The sequence below is a fragment of the Teichococcus aerofrigidensis genome, from assembly GCF_054073225.1.
The window spans coordinates 15279-35768 of the sequence record NZ_JBSXMU010000002.1 but is presented as its reverse complement, the minus strand read 5'-3'; the positions used below and the strand labels follow the sequence as shown (position 1 = coordinate 35768).

The 20490-nt window shown below is 71.3% G+C and carries 15 protein-coding genes; 7 read left to right on the top strand and 8 right to left on the bottom strand.

Annotation, left to right across the window (positions count from 1 at the left end; translation table 11 throughout):
• Positions 1–8: 8 nt before the first annotated feature.
• A complete protein-coding gene (locus ACVMLK_RS00985) occupies positions 9–1094 on the bottom strand; it encodes a cysteine desulfurase family protein (RefSeq protein ID WP_457485351.1) in 1086 nt (361 codons plus the stop codon).
• A 6-nt stretch (positions 1095–1100) separates the two neighbouring features.
• A complete protein-coding gene (locus ACVMLK_RS00980) occupies positions 1101–1601 on the bottom strand; it encodes an Rrf2 family transcriptional regulator (RefSeq protein WP_457485350.1) in 501 nt (166 codons plus the stop codon).
• Positions 1602–1984: 383 nt separating this feature from the next.
• Here ACVMLK_RS00980 and ACVMLK_RS00975 point away from each other — a divergent pair, with 383 nt between their 5' ends.
• Positions 1985–2653: an alpha/beta hydrolase gene (locus tag ACVMLK_RS00975; protein WP_198364861.1), complete on the top strand. Its 669-nt coding sequence runs from the start codon at positions 1985–1987 to the stop codon at positions 2651–2653.
• A 60-nt stretch (positions 2654–2713) separates the two neighbouring features.
• Here ACVMLK_RS00975 and ACVMLK_RS00970 read toward each other — a convergent pair whose 3' ends face one another.
• Complete coding sequence (locus tag ACVMLK_RS00970; protein ID WP_457485415.1) at positions 2714–3802, bottom strand: anhydro-N-acetylmuramic acid kinase; 1089 nt, start codon at positions 3800–3802, stop codon at positions 2714–2716.
• 71 nt (positions 3803–3873) lie between these two features.
• Between ACVMLK_RS00970 and tyrS the strand changes: the two genes are divergently transcribed.
• Positions 3874–5100 carry a tyrosine--tRNA ligase gene (gene tyrS / locus ACVMLK_RS00965; RefSeq protein ID WP_457485349.1) on the top strand — a complete coding sequence of 409 codons (1227 nt, stop codon included), beginning with the start codon at positions 3874–3876 and terminating at the stop codon, positions 5098–5100.
• 20 nt (positions 5101–5120) lie between these two features.
• Here the strand turns inward: tyrS and ACVMLK_RS00960 are convergent, their stop codons facing one another.
• The gene (locus tag ACVMLK_RS00960) at positions 5121–8345 is read right to left on the bottom strand and encodes a YhdP family protein (protein ID WP_457485348.1); all 3225 of its coding nucleotides are present in this window, start codon (positions 8343–8345) and stop codon (positions 5121–5123) included.
• A 17-nt stretch (positions 8346–8362) separates the two neighbouring features.
• On the opposite strand from ACVMLK_RS00960, the gene ACVMLK_RS00955 reads away from it, so the two are divergent.
• From ACVMLK_RS00955 to ACVMLK_RS00940, 4 genes are all read left to right on the top strand, one after another.
• Positions 8363–11311: a bifunctional [glutamine synthetase] adenylyltransferase/[glutamine synthetase]-adenylyl-L-tyrosine phosphorylase gene (locus tag ACVMLK_RS00955; protein WP_457485347.1), complete on the top strand. Its 2949-nt coding sequence runs from the start codon at positions 8363–8365 to the stop codon at positions 11309–11311.
• Positions 11308–11781, top strand: coding sequence for a peroxiredoxin (locus tag ACVMLK_RS00950; protein ID WP_422924219.1), 474 nt, complete (start codon positions 11308–11310; stop codon positions 11779–11781). The genes ACVMLK_RS00955 and ACVMLK_RS00950 overlap by 4 nt, the downstream gene beginning before the upstream one ends.
• Before the next feature lie 79 nt (positions 11782–11860).
• Complete coding sequence (locus tag ACVMLK_RS00945; protein ID WP_457485346.1) at positions 11861–13096, top strand: MFS transporter; 1236 nt, start codon at positions 11861–11863, stop codon at positions 13094–13096.
• 45 nt (positions 13097–13141) lie between these two features.
• The gene (locus ACVMLK_RS00940) at positions 13142–13477 is read left to right on the top strand and encodes an NIPSNAP family protein (protein ID WP_457485345.1); all 336 of its coding nucleotides are present in this window, start codon (positions 13142–13144) and stop codon (positions 13475–13477) included.
• A 61-nt stretch (positions 13478–13538) separates the two neighbouring features.
• On the opposite strand, the gene ACVMLK_RS00935 is transcribed toward ACVMLK_RS00940, so the two are convergent.
• The 4 genes from ACVMLK_RS00935 to ACVMLK_RS00920 form a co-directional block, all read right to left on the bottom strand.
• Positions 13539–14003: a GlcG/HbpS family heme-binding protein gene (locus ACVMLK_RS00935; RefSeq protein WP_198364854.1), complete on the bottom strand. Its 465-nt coding sequence runs from the start codon at positions 14001–14003 to the stop codon at positions 13539–13541.
• Between the two features lie 32 nt (positions 14004–14035).
• Entirely contained in the window at positions 14036–16390 is a 2355-nt protein-coding gene (locus tag ACVMLK_RS00930) for a xanthine dehydrogenase family protein molybdopterin-binding subunit (protein WP_457485344.1), read from the bottom strand.
• A gap of 185 nt (positions 16391–16575) precedes the next feature.
• Positions 16576–16977 carry a MarR family transcriptional regulator gene (locus ACVMLK_RS00925; protein WP_198364852.1) on the bottom strand — a complete coding sequence of 134 codons (402 nt, stop codon included), beginning with the start codon at positions 16975–16977 and terminating at the stop codon, positions 16576–16578.
• A 482-nt stretch (positions 16978–17459) separates the two neighbouring features.
• A complete protein-coding gene (locus tag ACVMLK_RS00920; protein WP_457485343.1) occupies positions 17460–18434 on the bottom strand; it encodes a Gfo/Idh/MocA family protein in 975 nt (324 codons plus the stop codon).
• Between the two features lie 242 nt (positions 18435–18676).
• On the opposite strand from ACVMLK_RS00920, the gene recQ reads away from it, so the two are divergent.
• Positions 18677–20485 (top strand): DNA helicase RecQ, encoded by a 1809-nt coding sequence (recQ, locus tag ACVMLK_RS00915; RefSeq protein ID WP_457485342.1) that lies wholly within the window; start codon positions 18677–18679, stop codon positions 20483–20485.
• Positions 20486–20490: the final 5 nt, after the last annotated feature.

Sequence of the window (20490 nt, the reverse complement as noted above, 5' to 3'; positions counted from 1 at the left end):
CCGGAACCTCAGGCGGAGCGGGAGGCCCGCAGCCGGTCGCGCATCGCGCGGTAGGCGGGGATGAAGCGGTCCACATCCTCGTCACTGGCATTCCAGGGCAGGGAGACCCGGATGGCGCAGGCGGCGTCGGCGCCCAGCCCCATGGCCAGCAGCACCGGGCTGGGGCCCACCTTGCCGGAGGAGCAGGCGGAGCCGGCCGAGACCCGGAAGCCGGCGAGGTCGAGCGCGATCACCTGGGTCTCGGCGGGCACGCCGCGCAGCAGGAGGCAGGTGGTGTTCGGCAGGCGTGGCGCGTCGGCACCGATGACATCGGTCCCGCATTCCCGCTCGATCCGGTCCCGCAACGTCCGCAGGCGGGCGGCGGCGGAAAGGTCGTAGGCCGCCATGGCGGCGGCGAAGCCGGCGATGGCCGGAACCGCCTCGGTACCACCACGGCGCCCCCGCTCCTGCCCCCCTCCGGGCAGCATGGCGGCGAGGTCGAGGCCAGGCCGCAGCAGGAGTGCCCCGGCGCCCTTGGGACCGCCCAGCTTGTGGGCGGAGATCGCCAGAGAATCGGCGCCCATCTCCGCCACGGTCAGCGCGATCCGCCCGACGGCCTGGACCGCATCGACATGCAGCAGCGCGCCATGCTGGCGGCAGAGCCGTAGCGCGGCGTCGATCGGGTGCAGCACGCCCGTCTCGTTGTTCGCGGCCATCAGGCAGACCATGGCGGCCCCGCCCTCCCGCAAGGCGCGCTCGAGAGCATCGAGGGCGATGCGGCCATCTCCCTGCACGGGCAGGATCCCGATGCCGGGCGCGGCCCGCAGCACGGAGGGATGCTCCGTGCCGCCTGCGAGAATGCGGCGCCCCCGGCCCAGACCCAGGATGGCCAGGGCATTGGCCTCGGTCGCACCGGAGGTGAAGACAAGGTCCTGTGGCCGCGCGTCGAGCCGCTCGGCCACGCGGCGCCGCCCCTCCTCCAGCAGGCGCCGGGCGGCACGGCCGTCGGCATGGATGGAGGACGGGTTTCCGGGAAGCTCCAGGGCGGCGATCATGGCATCGCGCGCCTGGGGGCGCAGCGGCTCCGTCGCATTCGCATCAAGATAGACCGGCATGGCGGGCTACAACGCCAGGGGCGGCGCGGCGCGGCCGCGGACGCGGCCCTCGATGACATCGGCGAGGCTGGTCTCGGTCAGGAAGAGGCGGATCTGCTCGCCGAGCTCGTGCCAGAGGTCATGCGTCAGGCACTTCCGGCCGGCGACGCAGCCCGTTCCGCCCACTTCACACCGGGTGGCGCTGATGGGCTCCTCGACGGCGGCGATGATGGCGCCGATGGAAATCCGCGCCGCCGGGCGGGACAGGCGATAGCCTCCGCCGGCCCCCCGCGCCGAGGCCACCAGACCGGCGCGCCGCATCCGGGCGAAGAGCTGTTCCAGATATGCAATGGAAAGTTGCTGCGCCTGGGCGATATCGGAGAGACTGACCGGCGGCTCCGTCAGGCAGGCCTCTTCCTCCCCCGTCGTCACCGCATGGCTGACCTTGGACAATTCACGGTCTCGCATACGAATGGCGAGCTCCGCCATCGCCATCACCGCGTAACGTCCCCTTGTAGACAGGCGCATAATTCACTTCTCTCCCTGTCCTGGCCAGCGGGCGTGCCCAGCCTCTTTCGCCCATGACAAAAGATTGCGGCAAAGGGGCCATGCCTGTTTCCGTTGTGAAACCCCGGAGCGGCTGCGTATAATATTGTCCGTGTCGCGGGGAGCGGAAGCCTGCCCCGCGATGACGACGCCATAAGTTGGGGGAGCCGGCGCCTCGTCTCGCTGCGGGTGCGGAAGGCTATTGGCCATGGGCTGGCGCGTCAACCGCGCCGCATGGCGAAGCCGTTGCCGCATCGGACCCCGATGAATGTCTTCGTGCGTTCGGGCGGATGGAAGTCCGCCGGAGCGGCCATGGTTTCCCAACCGGGCGCTGCCGCGCCCACCGTACTGGATGCAAGGGGACGATGCCCGAGGTCATGTTCGCCGGGCCGGATGGCCGGCTTGAGGGTCGTTACCACCACGCGAAACAGCCCAATGCCCCCGTGGCATTGGTGCTTCATCCCCACCCGCTGCATGGCGGGACGATGAACAACCGGGTGGTCCACGCGCTGTACACACGCTTCCAGGACATGGGGTTTTCCACTCTCCGCTTTAATTTCCGGGGCGTCGGCCGCAGCCAGGGCCGCTACGATGGCGGCATCGGCGAGATTTCCGATGCCGCGGCCGCGCTGGACTTCCTGCAGGCGGTCAATCCCAATGCCTCCATGCTCTGGGTCGCCGGCTATTCCTTCGGCTCCTATGTCGGCATGCAGCTGCTGATGCGTCGTCCGGAGATCGGCGGCTTCGTCTCCATTGCCGCGCCGGCCAGCCACTACGATTTCGGCTTCCTCGCCCCTTGTCCATGCTCCGGGCTCATCCTGCATGGCGCCGAGGACGAGCTGGTGCCGGAGAATTCCGTCCGCAAGCTGGTCGACAAGCTCAACACGCAGCGCGGCATCCAGATCGACTACCGCGTCCAGGAAGGCGCCGGCCACGTCTTCACCGCGGACCAGACGGCGCGTGTCGCCGATGCCGCCGAGGATCATGTGCGGACCATGCTCAACCGGGCCCGCATGGCGATGGCCGCGGACTGACCGCCGGCCTCCATCGGATGGCCGCGAAAGGGGCCTGGGGACTGTCCTCAGGCCCCTTTCCTATGGCGGGGCGGTCAGACGGCCGCCGCGGAGGGGCGCGGACGCTCCGGTGGTGCCCGGGAAGGTCAGCGGCAGGCCCCGCAGGACCCGCGCGGCAAGGACGCCGAAGGCCTGTGCCTCCAGGGCATCGCCATCCCAACCGACCGTCTCCACCGCCTGCACCGGCGCGGCCAGAACACGCGCGAGCGCCTGCATGATGGCGCCGTTGCGGCGGCCGCCGCCCGTCACCAACCATCGATGCGGCGCCTCGGGGCAGTGGGCCGCCGCCGCCGCCACCGACAGGGCGACGAATTCCACCAGGGTCGCGGCACCCTCCGCCGGCGCCAGCCCGGCCAGCCCCGCCCGTTCCAGGGCGTGATGGAAGTCGAGGCGGTCGAGCGACTTGGGCGGCGGTGCCGCGAAGTAGGGGTGCGCCATCAGCTCGGCCAGAACCCGCGCCTCGGGCCGTCCCGAGAGAGCCAGCGCTCCATCCCGGTCGAAATCCACCCCGGCCCTCTGCCGCATCCAGTCATCCAGCGGCGCATTGGCCGGCCCGGTGTCGAAGGCGATCAGCCGGCCATCGCGGCCGATCCAGGTCACGTTGCCGACGCCGCCCAGGTTCAGGATGGCCACCGGCTTCGGCAGTTCCGCCGCGAGGGCGGCATGCACCACCGGCACCAGCGGCGCGCCCTGCCCGCCCGCCGCCACATCGGCGGAGCGGAAGTCATGCGCGACCCGCGTTCCCGTCAGCCGGGCCAACAGGGCGGCATCGCCGATCTGCCAGGTGCGCCCCTCCCCCGGCCGTCCCGCCACCGGCCGGTGCAGGATGGTCTGGCCATGAAACCCGATCAGCTCCGCCCCCGCCCCGAGCCGCCGGACCGCCTCGGCATGGCGCTCCGTCAGGCGCCGGACGCAGGCGGCGAGGAAGGGGTCGTCCGCCGCGATACTCCCCGCCAGGTCCAGCAGGCGGCGCAGATCCCGCCGCAGTTCCGGCGCATAGGGCAGGGTCAGGCTCGGCCCGAATCGCCCGATCCTCTCCCCGTCCGTCTCGATCCACGCCGCATCCACGCCATCCAGCGAGGTGCCGCTCATCAGCCCGATGGTTCGCAGCATGGCCGCACTGTGCTAGGGCCGGGGCCCGGGCGGAAGCCCCCGGGCGGTCAGAACGGACAAGAGCGACGATGGACGAGTTCCTGCAGGCCGCGCGCGAGCGCGGCTACATCCACCAGGTGACGGACGAGGCGGCGCTCGCCGCGCGCATGCAGCAGGGGCCCCTCTCCGCCTATGTCGGCTTCGACTGCACCGCGGACAGCCTGCATGTCGGCCATCTGCTGTCCATCATGATGCTGCGCCTGCTGCAGCGGATGGGCCACCGTCCCGTGGCGCTGCTCGGCGGCGGCACCACCCGCATCGGCGATCCTTCCTTCCGCGACGATGCGCGCCCCCTGCTGTCGGACGCGCAGATCGAGACCAACAAGGCCGGCATCCGCAAGACCTTCGACGCCTTCCTCCGCTTCGGCGAGGGGCCGTCCGACGCCATCATGCTGGACAATGCGCGCTGGCTCGACAGCCTGCTCTACATCCCGTTCCTGCGCGACGTCGGCCGCCACTTCAGCGTCAACCGCATGCTGACCATGGACAGCGTCCGCCTGCGGCTGGAGCGCGAGCAGCCGCTCTCCTTCCTCGAATTCAACTACATGCTGCTGCAGTCCTACGACTTCCTGGAGCTGCGCCGGCGCCATGGCGTGGCGCTGCAGATGGGCGGCTCCGACCAGTGGGGCAACATCGTCATGGGCGTCGAGCTGAACCGGCGCATCGACGCCGCCGAGGTCTTCGGCCTGACCACCCCGCTGCTGACCACCGCCTCCGGCACCAAGATGGGCAAGACCGCGGGCGGCGCCGTCTGGCTCAATCCCGACCGCCTGCCGGCCTATGACTACTGGCAGTTCTGGCGCAACACGGAGGACGCGGATGTCGGGCGCTTCCTCGGCCTGTTCACGGAACTGCCGATGCCGGAGGTCCGGCGCCTCGGCGCGCTGGGCGGGGCGGAGATCAACGAGGGCAAGAAGATCCTGGCCACCGAGGCCACGGCCCTGCTGCACGGCCGCCCCGCCGCCGAGGCCGCGGCCGAGACCGCCCGCCGCGCCTTCGAGGAGGGCGAGGCCGCCGCGACCCTGCCCGGCATCACCGCCAGCCTGCCGGCCGCCCTGATCGACCTCGCGGTGCAGGCGGGCCTGGCCACGAGCAAGGGCGAGGCGCGCCGCCTCGTCCGGCAGAATGGCCTGCGCCTGAACGACGCGCCGGTTTCCGACGAGGCCCTGGTGGTGACGGAGGCGGATCTGCGGGACGGCGCGGCCAAGCTGTCCGCCGGCCGCAAGCGGCACGTCCTGGTGCGCGCGCCGGGCTGAGCGGCCCGGCGCGCGGCCGGTCAGCGCTGCGCGTTGCCCGCCGTGCCGCCGCCGAAGATGCCCCGCAGGAAGCCGGGCGTCAGCGCCGCGAGCGGGTTGACCGAAACCGAGGGGTCCTGCACCGGCCCCTGCATCCGCCACGTCGCGGCCAGCAGGCCGCCGCCGCGCTCCGGGCTGAACAGCCGCCCCAGCAGCGGGATCTGCCCCAGCAGCGAGTTCAGCACATAGGCGGGCACGATGGTGCCCTCCAGGTCGATCGCGCCGCCCTGGCGCGGAATGGTGCCGCGCGCGGTGACACCCAGGGAGGCCGAGAAGGCGCGCGCCTCATCCACCATCAGGCTGCGCGGCGTCAGGCGGAAGGGCGCTTCCAGGCGGGAGAAGCTCAGGCCCGGCCCGCGCACCGCGTCGAACATGCCGTAGACCGTCAGCGCCTGCAGCAGCTTGCCGACCCCCTCGGCCTCACGCACCGAGAAATCCGCCATTTCGGCGGTGCCGGTCAGGGTGGCGCCCGGCCTGTTGCCGTCCCATCGGGCGTTCACGGCGAGCCGCCCACCCTCGACCTGATCGAGGATGTCGAAAGCCCGTAGCAATGCGCCCGCGTCGGCGGCGTTGAGCAGCAGGCTCCGGCCGCCGCCCTGGGGGAGCACGGTGACATCGAAGGCCCCCCCCGGCCCGGCCTGGCCGGCGATGCGGGCCTCGCGCAGCACGCCGCGCGGATCGGCCGTCACCCGGCCCTGAATGCCGGCCAGGCTGCGGCCGCCGCCCAGCAGCACCCGGTCGAACTGCGCCTCCACGGAGACCGAGGGTCCGGTCGCGGGCGTGTCGGACGCGCCGCCATCCGCCGCGGCATTGGCGGCCAGGGCGGCGCCGAGGTCGAGCACCGGGCCGGAGGCGCGGAAGCGCCAGGGCGCGCCCGCCTGCGCCGGCGGCCTCGCCTCGGCCGTGAAGCGGCTGTCCTGCACCCGGGCCTCGGCGATATCGACCCGCTCCAGCCGGTTGCCGGCGGAGAAGCCGACCTTGCCCCTGGCCCGAAGCTGCGGTGCCTCGACCTGGAACCGGTCCACCGCCCGCAGGTTCTCGTGATCCACCACCAGCTCGGCCTGCGCCGCCGCCGGCGTGCCCGGCGCCTTCTGCCAGGCGAAGGGCGACAGGGTCATGCGACTGTCGCGCAGATTGGCATCGATACTGACGCGGCTCTCGCCGCTGCGCCGGCGCTCCACCAGGGCGCGGATGCCCACCGGGCCGCTGACGAAGCCCTCGAGGTCCAGTCCGAACTCGGCGATGCGGCTGGCATCCGGCCGGGCCTCCGCGCGGTAGCGCTCGACCACCTGCGCGGCATTGCCGGGCCGGAAGTCCATCTCGAGGCTCAGCTGTGTCGGGATGCCGGCGAGCTGCGCCTCTCCGCTGGCCTTCAGCCGCGCCGTGTCGACGGTCAGCTCGGCCGTACCGCGCTCCAGCCGCTTGCCCATGAGCACGTCCGACAGCCGCATCTGGGTGATGCGCATCTGCGCCTGCACGCGCAATGCCTCGTTCGGAATGTCCGCCAGGAGAGGCAGGCCGAGCCGCAGCATGCCCTCCACCTGACCGCCGGGCTGCTTCAGGTCCAGCGGCCGGTTCTCGAACAGCTTGAGGCGGGGATGGCGAATCAGCGCGACGATATCCGGCACGGGGCCCCGCAGCTGCGCCTCGATCTCGGCCTGTTCCTGGCCGGCGTCCAGATTGAGCAGGCGAATGGTGGCGCCCGGGCTGCTCAGGGCGGTGCCGGATTGTCGAGCGCCCGCCAGCTGGATGCGGATCTCGTCGAGGCCGAACTCGGCGCGCGCCTCCACCTCCTCCAGCGGCGGAATGGGCCGCAGCCAGTGGACCCTGCCGCGCTGCAACTGCATCGTGCCATCGAGCCGGGTGACGCGCAGGCCGGACAGGTCGGCGCCCGCCTCGGCCCGCAAGGTGAAGCGTCCGTTGCGCAGCTCGCCCCCGGTGAGGTTCTCCACCAGCCATTTGCGCGCGCCGTCGGCCAGCCCCGCGGGCCAGTAGTCGCCCAGATCCGCCGCCGGCACCGCGTCGAGGCCGAAGATCAGCGAGCCAATCCAGGCCGCGTCCTGCAGACGGGCCTCACCGCTGGCCTCGAGCACCGGCGGCCGCCCCCTGGCGCGGGCGGCGCCGGGGTCCGCCGCGGCGGGGACCAGGCGCAGCTTCTCCAGCCGCAACGCCGTCGGCGATCCGGTCGCATCCAGATGGAGGCTGGCGAAGCCGACGCGGAGCTTCTGCGCGGTGAAGCGCCCGCCCTCACTGTCGACCTGGAGACGCAGCTGCGGCTCGGCGCCCCGCGCGCCGCCATCGAAACGGCCGGACAGGGTGACGGCGAGGGGCGCATCGAAGAGCGCCAGCGGCGCCAGGGCTGGGATCAGCCCGGCCAGTCGGGCCGGTTCCAGCCTCGGGATCAGGATCTCGCCGGAGAGCGTCGGCCCCGCCCCCTCCACCGCGCCATTCAGCTGGACCTCCATGCCCTGCCCCTGGCCCGGCAGGCGCAGGGCGGCCGTACCACCGAGGGTCATGCGCCCGGCGGCCCCGCGCCGCAGCGCCAGGTCCACCTGTTCCAGCCGCCAGACGAGGCCGAGCTGGCGGTCCAGGATGGTCAGGCGCCCCTCCTGGATATCGACTTCCCTGAGCGCGCCGAGCCAGGTCTCGCGCTCTCCGTGCCGCGGGGAATCGAGAAGATCGCCGAGCAGGCCGCCCCCGGGGGCATCCGCCGCTGCCGACGGCGTGGCTTCCGCGGGCTGAGGATCCTCCTGCCGCAGCCGTCCCATGGCGAGGGCGATACTGCCCGTCTCGTCGCGCTCCAGCACAACGCTGGGCGCCTGGATGGCGATGCGGAACAGCGACAGCCGGCCGCGCAGGAGTTCGCCCAGGGCCAGGCTCACCGTCGCATCCGGCAGTTCCTGCCGCACCGAGCCCGCGGCATCGCGCAGCTGGACCGCCGTGAGCCGCAGCTGCAGCGGCGCCTGCCGGTCCTCGCGGAAGCCGTGCCAGGCGATGGCCGCGTCGCCGATGCTCAGTGTCTGCCCCTCGGCCGGCGGCGGCACGGCGCGCTCCAGCGCCCGCGCCAGGGCCGGCAGGTGCAGCGGCCCCTGTGAAAGGCGCCATCCCAGCGCCGCCGTCCCCAGCCCGGCGAGCAGCGCGACAGCCATCAGCAGGCGCAGGAGGAGGCCGCCGCAACGCAGCACTTGACCGGTCAGCGGGCGCATGGATTGGCTTCCGCATCATGTCCCAGACATCCAGCCTGCTGCCGCCCGCCTTCGACAAGCCAGCCGCGGAGGCACTGACCGAGGCCTTCGCCGCGCGTGGCGCCGCGGAGAGTGACTACGCCGGCTCCGGCTCCGGCCGCGCCCTGCTGGCGGCGCTGGGAGGCCACAGCCCCTATCTCGCCGACCTCGCGGAGCGCGAGAGCGATATCCTGCTCAGATTCGGCCGCGACGGGCCGGACAACGCCCTGGCCCACGCTCTCCTGCCCCTGCGCCGCGCCGATCCGTCCGCGACGCGGGCCACCGTCTCGGCGCAGCTGCGACAGGCCAAGCGCCAGGCCGCGCTGGTCATCGCGGCGGCCGACCTCACGGGCTTCTGGCCGCTCGACAAGGTGACGGGCGCGCTCTCCGACCTGGCCGAGGCGGCCATCGATTACGCCTGCGCCCATCTGCTGCGCGAGGCCACCGCCCGCCAGGAACTGCGCCTGCCCCGCGCCCGCCGCCACGAGCCGAGGGAGGTCGCGCGCGGTTCAGGCCTCGTCATCCTCGGCATGGGCAAGCTGGGGGGGCGTGAACTCAACTATTCCTCCGATATCGACCTGATGGTGCTCTACGAGCCGACGGCCGCAGCCTATCACGAGGAACGCGCCGGCGCCCTATACGTGCGCATCGCGCGTGATCTCGTGACGCTGATGGAGGAGCGGACGGCGGGAGGCTATGTGTTCCGCACCGACCTTCGCCTGCGCCCCGACCCGGCGGCCACGCCGCTCGCGGTCAGCATCCCGACCGCCATCACCTACTACGAATCGATGGGCCAGAACTGGGAGCGGGCGGCGATGATCAAGGCCCGGCCCGTCGGCGGGGACCGCGCGCTGGGCGAGGCCTTCCTGGCCGAGATCCGCCCCTTCGTCTGGCGCCGGCATCTGGATTTCGCGATGATCGCCGATATCCACGGCATCAAGCGCCAGATCCACGCCGCCCATGCGGGGCGCGGCGCGCATGCCGAGGTGCAGGTCGCCGGGCATGACGTGAAGCTGGGCCGCGGCGGCATCCGCGAGATCGAGTTCATCGCTCAGGTTCTGCAGCTGATCTGGGCCGGCCGCGATCCCGGCCTGCGCGATCCGACGACGCTCGGTGCCCTCGCCGCCCTGACGATGGCCGGCAAGATCGACCGGCGGGCGGCCTCCCGCCTGGCCGATGCCTATGTCTTCCTGCGCAATGTCGAGCACCGGCTGCAGATGGTGGCCGACCGGCAGACCCAACGGCTGCCGGAGGATGAGGAGAATCTGGCGCGCATCGCCAGCTTCATGGGCTTCCCCGATGCCGACGCCTTCCGCGCCGCGCTGATCGATCACCTGCGCGGCGTCGAACATGTCTATGCCGAGATGTTCGAGGACCGGCGGCCGAGCCTGCCACGGGCCGAGGCGGCGGCGGGCCCGGACTTCACCGCCGGCCCGGAGGATGCGCAGACCCTGCATGCCCTGGAGGAGCTCGGTTTCTCCGACCCCGCCAAGGCGGCGGCGACCCTGCGGGCCTGGCATCTCGGACGCCCGCGCGCGACCCGCAGCGAGCGCGCGCGGGAACTGCTGACGAGCATGCTGCCGGGCCTGGTGAACGCCGTCGCGGCGCAGCGCGAGCCCGACGCGGTGCTCTCGCGCTTCGACATGGTGCTCTCGCGCATGACGGCCGGGGTGCACATGCTGTCGCTGTTCCAGCGCAACCCGGCGCTCCTGGAGCGCATCGCCGGCATCCTCGGCGCGGCCCCCGCCCTCGGGGACCACCTGGCCTATACGCCCTCCTCCCTGGAGGGCCTGCTGGGCGGCGGCGGGCCGGGCGGCGCGGCGGCGATGCTGCCGGGGCTGGTGGGCGGGGCGCGGCACGTCGAGGAGGCGCTGGACGGCGCCCGGCGCCTGGTGACGGAAGGCAAGTTCGAGATCGACGCCGCCGCCCTGGAAGGCGCCATCGGCGCGGACGACGCCGGGCGCGCCCGCAGCGATCTGGCGGAGGCCGCCATCTCCTCCCTGCTGCCGCATGTCGTGGCGGATTTCTCGGCGCGCTTCGGCCGCGTCCGCGGCGGTTCCCTGGCGGTGGTCGCCCTCGGCAAGCTGGGCGGGCGGGAAATGCTGCCGGCCTCCGACCTCGACCTGCTGCTGATCTACGATCATCCGGAAAAGGCCGAGGGCAGCACCGGCGCCGCCCGTTCCCTGCCGGCCAGCACCTATTTCAGCCGGCTGGCGCAGCAGGTCATCGCGGCCGTCACCGCGCCCGGCGCGGAGGGCAAGCTCTATGAGGTGGACATGCGGCTGCGGCCCTCGGGCAACAAGGGGCCGGTCGCCACCTCGCTGTCGAGCTTCCGCCGCTACCACGACGAGAGCGCCTGGACCTGGGAGCGCATGGCGCTCACCCGGGCACGTTGCGTCGCCGGGCCCGTGGCGCTGCGGCGGCGCATCGGCGGGGCGATCCGGCAGGCGGTGCTGGCCCATGCGGGGGATGCCGCCATCGCCGACGCGGTGGCCATGCGCCGCCGCATGCTGCGCGATCTGCCCGCCGATGGGCCCTGGGACGTCAAGGCCATGGCCGGCGGCCTGATCGAGGTCGAGTTCATCGCCCAGGCGCTGCAACTGGCGCATGCCGCGCAGCATCCGCGCATCCTCTCCCCCACCACCGTCGAGGCGCTGTCCCGCCTCGCCCGGGCCCGCCTGCTGCCGGCGGAGGAGGCGGAGCGGCTGATCGCCGCGGATCGCCTGTGGCGCACCATCCTGGGTCTGCTCCGCCTCACCGTCGGGCGCTGGCGCCAGGCGGAACTGCCGACGCCGACGGCCGCGGCCCTGCTGCACGCCACCACGCCGCTGCTCGGCAGGGGCGCGATTGACCTGCCGGCGTTACGCCACATGATGCAGGATCACGCCGGGCAGGTGCGGGCCATCTTCGAGCGCCGCCTGGGCCGGCTCACCGGAGAATCGGGATGAGTGTCGAGGAAGGTCTGCCGGCGCCGGATTTCACCCTGCCGGCGAGTGGCGGACGGACCGTTTCCCTGGCCGCCATGCGGGGCAGGCCCTTCGTGCTCTACTTCTATCCCAAGGCCGACACCTCGGGCTGCACGCGCCAGGCCTGCGATTTCCAGGAGGCCCTGCCGGCGCTGGAGCGCGGCGGGCTCGAGGTGATCGGCGTCTCGCCCGATCCCATGCCGCCCATCGAGAAATTCGCCCAGAAGTACGGGCTGAGCTTCCCTCTCGCCTCGGATGCGGAGAAGCAGATAGCCGCCGCCTATGGAACCTGGATCGAGAAGTCCATGTACGGCCGCAGGTACATGGGAATGGATCGCGCCACCTTCCTCATCGACGCCGGGGGGCGGATCGCGCGGATCTGGCGCAAGGTGAAGGTGCCGGGCCATGCCCGGGCGGTGCTGGAGGCGGCCGCCGCCCTGCCACGCCCCTGATGCCCGGCGCCGCCGGACGTGCCTCTTGTCGCCGCGCGGCGCCCCGTTCATGCTGGCCCGCGAGGGAGGAAGGACAACCATGCCGACACAGCCGGGGCCCGGCCAGGACCTCCGCCCCTCCCCCGTCCCCGCGCTGATCTTCTGCGCCGTGCTGGCCGCCGCCCTGGCCATGGGGCTGCGGCAATCCTTCGGGCTCTTCCTCGCGCCGATGACGGCGGCGCATGGCTGGACCGCCAGCGGCTTCGCCTTGGCCATCGCGGTCCAGGTGCTGGTCAACGGCCTGTCGCAGCCGCTCTGCGGCCAGCTGGCCGACCGTTTCGGCGGCCGTGTGGTGGTGATGGGCGGCGCGCTGCTCTACACGATCGGCCTCCTCGGCATGGCGCTCTCGGACGGCATGCCGCTCTTCACCGTCTTCGCCGGCCTGATCATGGGCATCGCCGTCTCGGCCGCGGGGATGCCGGTCATCATGGCCAGCCTCACCCGGCTGCTGCCCGAGCAGCACCGCGGCCGCGCCACCGGCCTCGGCACCGCCGGCTCCTCCTTCGGCCAGTTCCTGGTGGTGCCGCTGGCGGGCGTTGGCATCGCCAGCCTGGGCTGGCAGACGGCGCTGCTGGTCATGGCCGCCGTCTCGCTGGCGATGGTGCCGCTGGCCCTGCCGCTGCGGGACAGCCCGCAGGCGAGGCCGCAGGCCGCCCTGGCCGCCGAGGAGGAAGGCGCCGGCCGCGCCCTGCGCCGCGCCTTCGCCAGCACCTCCTTCTGGTGCCTGTTCAGCGGCTTCTTCGTCTGCGGGCTGCACGTCAGCTTCCTCACCGTGCATCTGCCGGGCTTCGTGGCCAGCTGCCACCTGCCGCTCTATGTCGGCGCCGGCGCGCTGAGCCTGATCGGGCTGTTCAACATCGCCGGCTCCCTGATCTCGGGCGAGCTGACACAGAGATGGCGGCGGCGGGAGTTGCTGGTGGGCATCTACGGCGCGCGCGCCGCGCTGATGGTAGTGTTCTTCATGGCCCCCAAGACCACCGGCACCATCCTGGTCTTCTCCGCCCTCATGGGCCTGCTCTGGCTGTCCACCGTGCCGCCCACCGTCGCCCTCTGCGCCCGCAACTTCGGCACGCGCTGGCTGGCCACGATCTTCGGCCTCGTCTTCCTCGGCCACCAGCTGGGCGGCTTCACCGGCGCTTGGCTGGGCGGGGTGATCTTCGACCGGACGGGCAGCTATGACCTGATGTGGATCATCAGCATCCTGGCCGGCGTCTTCGCCGCGCTGGTGCACCTGCCGGTGCGGGATGCCGTCCAGCCCATTGCGCGGCCGGCCTGAGGACGCCAAGCCCCTCTTCACTTACGCTTCCGGAGAACCGCGAGAATGCTCCTCGACCACCGCACCTATGTCTGCCGGCCCGGCACGCTGAAGAAGCATCTCGAGATCTATGAGAAGCACGGCTGGGCCGCGCAGACCCGGCATCTCGGCATGCCCGTCGCCTATCTGACGACGGAGACGGGCAATGTGAACACCTATGTCCACATCTGGGCCTATGCCGACGCCGCCGATCGCGCGGCAAAGCGCGCGGCCATGCAGGCGGACCCCGACTGGATCAACTACCTGCGCCTCAGCGCCGAGGCGGGCTATCTGGTGAGCCAGGAGAACCGGCTGATGACGCCGGTGGCCTTCGCGCCCACGCCCCTGCGGCAGGGCGCCTAAAGCCGGGCGCCGGACGCGCCGCGGCTGAGGTCCCGGCCGCCTCTGGCGGCCGGGGCGCGCGTCACTCCGGATCGCCGGTGTCGGCGATGAGGCCGGCCGCCTCGATGCCCGCCACGGCGCAGACCTCGTCCTTGTCCGAGGCATCGCCGGAAATGCCGACCGCGCCGAGGACCGTCCCCCCGGCATCGCGCACCAGCACGCCCCCCGGCACCGGCACCGCACGGCCACCGCACAGGTCGGAGAAGGCGTTCATGAAGCCCGGCATCTTGGCCGAGCGGCGCGCCAGCTCGCGCCCGCCGAAGCCCAGCGCCATGGCACCGAAGGCCTTGCCCGCGGCGATATCGGGGCGCAGCAGGCTGGCGCCATCCTCCCGCAGCAGGAGCTTCAGCTGCGCGGCCTGATCCAGCACCACCACCGTGAGGGGCGCGAGGCCGAGGGCGCGGCCCTTGGCCAGCGCCGCCTCGCCGATGCGCGAGGCGACGTCGAGCGCGATGCCGGGCGCGAAGCCGGTCGGGGGATTGGGCATGTCCTACCTTCCACGTGTTGCGCGGCGGCGTATCAGGCCGCCGCTTCCTGGAGCGCGCGCCACACCACCTCGGGCGTGGCCGGCATGTCGATATGGCGCACGCCGCGCTCCGACAAGGCATCCACCAGCGCATTCATCACCGCCGGCAGCGAACCGGCACAGCCGGCCTCGCCACAGCCCTTGGCGCCCAGCGGGTTGGTCTTGGCCGGCACCGCATGGCTGTGGAAGGCGAAGCTCGGCAGATCGCCCGCGCGGGGCACGGCGTAATCCGAGTAGGAGCCGGAGAGCAGCTGTCCGTCCTCGCTATAGGCGGTCCGTTCCATCAGCGCCTGGCCGATGCCCTGGGCGATGCCGCCATGCGCCTGCCCCTCGACCAGCAGCGGATTCACCACCACGCCGAAATCGTTGACGGTGACATAGCGGTCGATCCGCACCATGCCCGTCTCGGGGTCCACCTCCACCTCGGCGATGTGGCAGCCATTCGGATAGGCCATCGGTGCCTCCTCGAAGACATGCCTCACATCGAGGCTTCCGGGCACATCCTCCGGCAGGGCACCGCCTTCCCGCAGGCGCGCGGCCAGGTCGATGAGGCTGATGCCACGGTCGGTGCCGGCGATCAGCAGGCGCGCGCCGCCCTCGGCATGGGGCTCGAACTCGATATCGGCCTCGGCCGCCTCGAGCAGATGCGCGGCGGCGCGGCGCGCCTTCTCGACCACCTTGGCCGAGGCCTCGATGATCGCCGCGCCCGACGCCATGAGCGATTTCGAGCCGCCGGTGCCGCCGCCCGCGATCAGCTCATCCGAATCGCCCTGCAGCAGCCGGATACGCTCGAAGGGGATGCCGAGCGCCTGGTACAGCACCTGGGCGAAGGGCGTCCAATGGCCCTGGCCGTAGTCCAGGGTGCCGGTGATGATGGTGACGGTGCCGTCGGCCTCGAAGCGGATGCCACCCATCTCCTTGGCCGGCGGCGCCGTGCATTCGAGGAAGTTGCCGATGCCGCGCCCGCGCAGCAGCCCGCGCGCCGCGCTCGCCGCCTTGCGCGCCGCAAAACCTTCCCAATCCGCTTCCCGCAGCGCCTTGTCGAGGACGGCGGTATACTCGCCGCTGTCGTAGCTGGAGCCGGAGGCCGCCTTGTAGGGCAGTTGCTCGGGCCGGATATGGTTGCGGCGGCGCAGCTCGATGGCATCGATGCCCATCTCCGCCGCGGCCGTCTCGATCAGCCGCTCCATGAAGTAGTTGCCTTCCGGGCGGCCGGCGCCGCGATAGGCCGAGACGGGCGTGGTATTGGTCAGCAGGCAGCGTGTCGCCACCTCGATCAGCGGCGTCGCGTAGTTGCTCTGGATGTTGCGCACGAAGTTCATCGTGCCCATCAGCGGGCCGACGGTGCTCAGATAGCCGCCCATATTCGCGAAGGTGGTCAGGCGCACCGCCTGGAAGCGGCCCTCGGCATCCAGCGCCAGCTCGGCGCTGACCTCATGATCCCGGCCGTGGCAATCCGACAGGAAGCTGCCGGTGCGCTCATCGGTCCACTTCACCGGCCGGCCCAGTTGCCGCGCCGCATGCAGCAGGCAGACATATTCCGGATAGGCGGAGGCCTTCATGCCGAAGCTGCCGCCGACATTGCCGGTCAGGATGCGCAGCTTCTCCGTCGGCACCTTCAGGAGGTCGTTGGCCATCTGGTTGCGCAGGCCGAAGACGCCCTGGCTACCGACATGCAGGGTGTACCGGCCGGTCGCCTCGTCGTACTCGCCGATGGCGCTGCGCGGCTCCATCGCACAGACCACGATGCGGTTGTTGCGCAGATGCAGACGCGTGACATGCGCCGCGCCCGCGAAGGCCGCCTCCACCTTTTCCCTGTCGCCGAAATGGAAGTCGAGAACCTGGTTGCCCGGCACATGCTCGTAGAGCTGCGGTGCCTCCGGGGCGGCGGCGGCGGCGGCCTCGGTGACGGCGGGCAAGGTGTCGATGTCCGGCAGCACCGCCTCGGCGCCGTCCCGCGCCGCGTCCCGGGTCTCGCCGATCACGCAGGCGATGGGATCGCCCACGAAGCGGACACGATCCAGCGCCAGGGCGGGGCGCTCGACATTGATCAGGCCGGGCAATGGCAGGGTGCAGCGCATCGTGCCGAAGCCGGCGGCCTGAAGGTCCCGCCCGGTATACACCGCCACCACTCCCGGCGTGGCCAGGGCAGCCTCCACATCCAGCCCACGCAGCACGCCGTGCGCGTAGGGGCTGCGGACCATGACGCACCAGAGCTGGCCCGGCCGCTGCAGATCGTCGGTATACCGGCCTTCGCCCCGCAGCAGGACCGGGTCCTCGTTCCGCGGCACCGCCTGTCCGACGCCGAACTTCATTCCGGAAGGGGAAAGCGGAAGGGAATCCGGCATGCAGAGTGCTCCGTGGCAGGGCGGGGAGCCAGGGAGCCTAAAAGCATCCGGGCCACAGCGCGAGCCTCGGAAGGCAGGATAATGCACGCCGGGGTGCGGGAGGGACGATCGACCCCGGCACCCCCATCCCGGCGCGATAATCCAGGATCAGAACACAACCCTGGATTGTATATCTCATTTTGGCATCACACCGCCTTACGGGCGAGCTCTTCCGAATTGGCCGGCTTGGAGGGGGTGAGGGTCCGGGCCGTGGAGTCGGCCTCGACCATCATGCCTCGCAACTCCCGCAAGAAGGCGGCACCCTTGACGGTGCGCTGGATCAACACGCTGCGGCGATCCTGCGGATCGGTCTTGCGGCGCGCGAGATCGAGTTCGCCCAGGCGGTCGAGGGCGCGGGTGATCGCCGGTTTCGACACGTTGAGGGTCGCGGCCAGCCCACGGACGGTATGCGGATTGTCAGAGAGATAGACGGTCAGGAAAACGCCAAGCTGGCGGGCGGACAGGTCATGACCGTCCCTGCGCACCAGAGACACGACAGTATCCCGCAGGATGCCTAAAAGCTGCTCCGGGGCATTCTGAACTGCCATGTTCCACTTCTCCTTCTCTTGGCTGACTGGACCGCCACATCACTTTTATGTGAAATCGGCGGTTCGCGCGCAGTGTCGTCGTCTCGAATGTGAAAAAATCCTACCGGGCAGATCCATAACGGTGCCTGTCTCGGTCAGCGGGATATGCCTCTTCTCCGTTGCTCATGGAGCCAGACGTCGCGGCGCGGCGCCTCGCTCGGAGGACGGGAATCGAAAGCCCATTCGACACGTCCATCTAATAATATTGGCAACCAAACTGTCCAGCGACGAAACGTAACCGCCCCTCAGAAATCATTACGATAAGGGAGTCGGATCAGGACTTCGCCGCTCGCTTCCAGTGGAGCACAGCAGTCTGCCGATCTCCATGCGGCGTTGTCGTCATCCTCATGGAAGCAGCATGCTGTCCTACTTTCCATGCCGTCAGTCCCGGCCCGAAGAATCTTCTTTCCGATTGTAAATATTGACTGTTACCCGGCTCCGGTTCACATGGCTCCATTTCGCAGTATCCGCTCGACAATCGCCTGTACTTCGAACGCCTCGCGCAGGGTGGCGAGATCCTGTGGCTTGCCTTCGACGAGCGCCCGCAGCTTGCTCAGTTGCCGTTGCAGGACCAGCGGTCGCATTTCCGCGTTGGACAGCGCTTCCGCGGCGGGTTGCCAATTCCCATCCTGGAGACGTTCCGCCAGGGACCAGTTCCGAAGACGGATGGCGCCGGCCTCGCCGCTCAAGGTCCAGGAATGCTGCTCGTCCTCCGCGATCCGGCCGACCGTGCCCGAGACGGAGAGAGGGATCTCCCCGGCCCGCAATTCGGCGGCCATGGCGGTCTCCGCGGCATCGTCATCTCCGTATGCTACCGCTGCCGAAACGACGGCGAGAGGGCCGAGTTGCCGCAGTGCAAGAAACAGGAAGTGGGACAGCACCTCCCGCGTGAAGCCTCCCTCCTGCCGCCGCGCCAGCCAGGGCGCCGCGGCAGCCTGCCAATGGCGCGGCCAGCGGGCGAAGTCCGTCACGATGTCGAGCCGCAGGGGCGCGCCGACATGGCCATCCTGGCGCCAGCGACTCACCTGCTCGACGGCGGGAGAGGACGCCATGGGGAAGTTGACGGCCGCCCGGGCCCGGCCTTCCTCGGCCTCGGCGACGAAGGCCGCGGCCTCGTCGAGGTCGGTGGCCAGCGGCTTCTCCAGGAACACGGCCTTCCCGGCCTTGAAGGCGCGGCGCGCGAGCGGAATATGCGCGGCCGGCGGTGCCGCGATATAGAGAACGTCACAGGCCTCGATCACCGCATCGGCATCGGGGAGGAAGGGGGCTGCCCCCGTCACCTCCCTCCAGCGCGCGGCCGCCCGCGGCGAGGGGTCCCAGCCGCCCGCGATCCGGATATCGGGATGCGACAGGGCCGCTCCCGCCAGGCGCTCGCCCATGACCCCGAAACCGACGATACCCAGTGTGATGGCGCCCATGACGTCGCGGCGAGCTCCCTGAAAGGGGCGGGACAGTAATGCTGACGCTTGCCGCCCACCACCCCCAAAACAGGGCGTTTCTGCGTCATGTCCGCACGACCCGCCGCGCGCTCCGGAGCGGTGCGGACTTGCCCCCTGGCCCCCTCAGCCGCTACTTCCCCCGCGCCCCCAAGGCTGACCGGGTCTCTCGCAGCCCGCCGTGACGGTCGCCGCCTCATGCCCAAACGGATCCCTGCCGCATCATGACCCCGCCGCGCGACCCGCTTGAAGTCCTGCATCAGGTCTTCGGCCATGGCGGCTTCCGGGGCATGCAGGAAGAGGTGGTGCGCCACGCCGTCGCCGGCGGATCCGGCCTGGTGCTGATGCCGACCGGCAGCGGCAAGAGCCTCTGCTTCCAGGTTCCCGCCCTGTGCCGCCCGGGCCTCGGCGTCGTGGTTTCGCCGCTCATCGCGCTGATGGAGGACCAGGTCGCGGCGCTGCGCCAGCAGGACATCGCCGCCGCCGCGCTGCATTCCGAGCTCGATCCCGATGAGGCGCGCGGCGTCTGGCGGGAGCTCAACCGTGGCCAGCTGAAGCTGCTCTACGTCTCGCCCGAGCGGCTGACCAACGAGGCCACGCTGGCGCGGCTGGACGAGATGCGGATCGCGCTCTTCGCCATCGACGAGGCCCATTGCGTCAGCCAATGGGGGCACCACTTCCGCCCCGAGTATCGCGCCCTGCCGGTGCTCGCCGAACGCTTCCCGGAAGTGCCGCGGCTCGCCCTGACCGCCACCGCCGACCCGCGGACGGTGCTGGACATCCAGCGCCAGCTCCGGCTCGAGCAAAGCCCCCTCTTCCGTGCCAGCTTCGACCGGCCCAACATCCACATCGCCGCCCAGCCCCGCGAGCAGGAGCGCGCGCAGCTCCGTCGCTTCATCGCCACCGCCGGCGACGGCAGCGGCGCCGGGCTGATCTATTGCGGCACGCGGCGGAAGGCCGAGCAGACGGCGGATTGGCTGCGGCAGGACGGGCACGACGCCCTGGTGTTCCATGCCGGGCTCGAGCCGCGGGAGAAACGCGAGACCCACCGCCGCTTCGCCCGGGGCGATGCGGTCATCATGGCGGCGACCATCGCCTTCGGCATGGGCATCGACCGGCCCGATGTGCGCTACGTCGCCCATACCGACCTGCCGCGCAGCCCCGAGAGCTGGTACCAGGAGATCGGCCGCGCCGGACGCGACGGGCTGCCGGCCCGGGCCCTCCTCCTCTACGGCGCGGGCGACATCGCGCTGGCCCGTCACCGCATCGGCGAAAGCGGCGCCGCCGACGAGCAGAAACGGGTGGAGCGGCAGCGCCTCGACGCCATGGTGGGCATCGCCGAGGCCGCCACCTGCCGCCGGCAGATCCTGTTGCGCTGCTTCGGGGAGGCCGCGCCGGAAGCCTGCGGCCAGTGCGACATCTGCCAGGCCCCGCCACGGCTGTTCGACGGCACGGTGGCGGCGCAGAAGCTGCTCTCCGCCGTGCTGCGCACCGGCCGCCGCTTCGGCCTCGGCCATGTGGTCGATGTGCTGCAGGGCCGCAGCACCGCCAAGGTCACCCAGTTCGGGCACGACCAGCTGCCCACCTTCGGCGTCGGGCGGGACCTGCCGGAAGCCACCTGGCGGGGCGTCGCGCGGCAGCTCGTCGCGCAGGGCGTGCTCGATGTCGCGGTGGAGAATCACGGCGAGCTGGTGCCGACCGAGGCCGCCCGCCCCGTCCTGAAGGGCGAGGCCTCGATCATGCTCCGGGAGGAGCTGGTCCTGCCGCCGGCCGGCCGGCTGGCCACCAAGAGCCAGGCGGGCCCGGCCATGACGGCCGATCCCTGCTTCAGCGCGCTGCGCGACTGGCGCCGCCGGACCGCGACCGCCCAGGGCGTGCCGGCCTATGTCATTTTCCAGGACCGCACTCTGGCGGAGATCTCGGCGCTCCGCCCGGCCGATCTGGCCGCGCTCGGGACCATTCCCGGCGTCGGCGCCACCAAGCTGGAGCGCTACGGCAAGGCCGTTCTGGCGGTGTTGCGAGACTGCGAATGACTTGC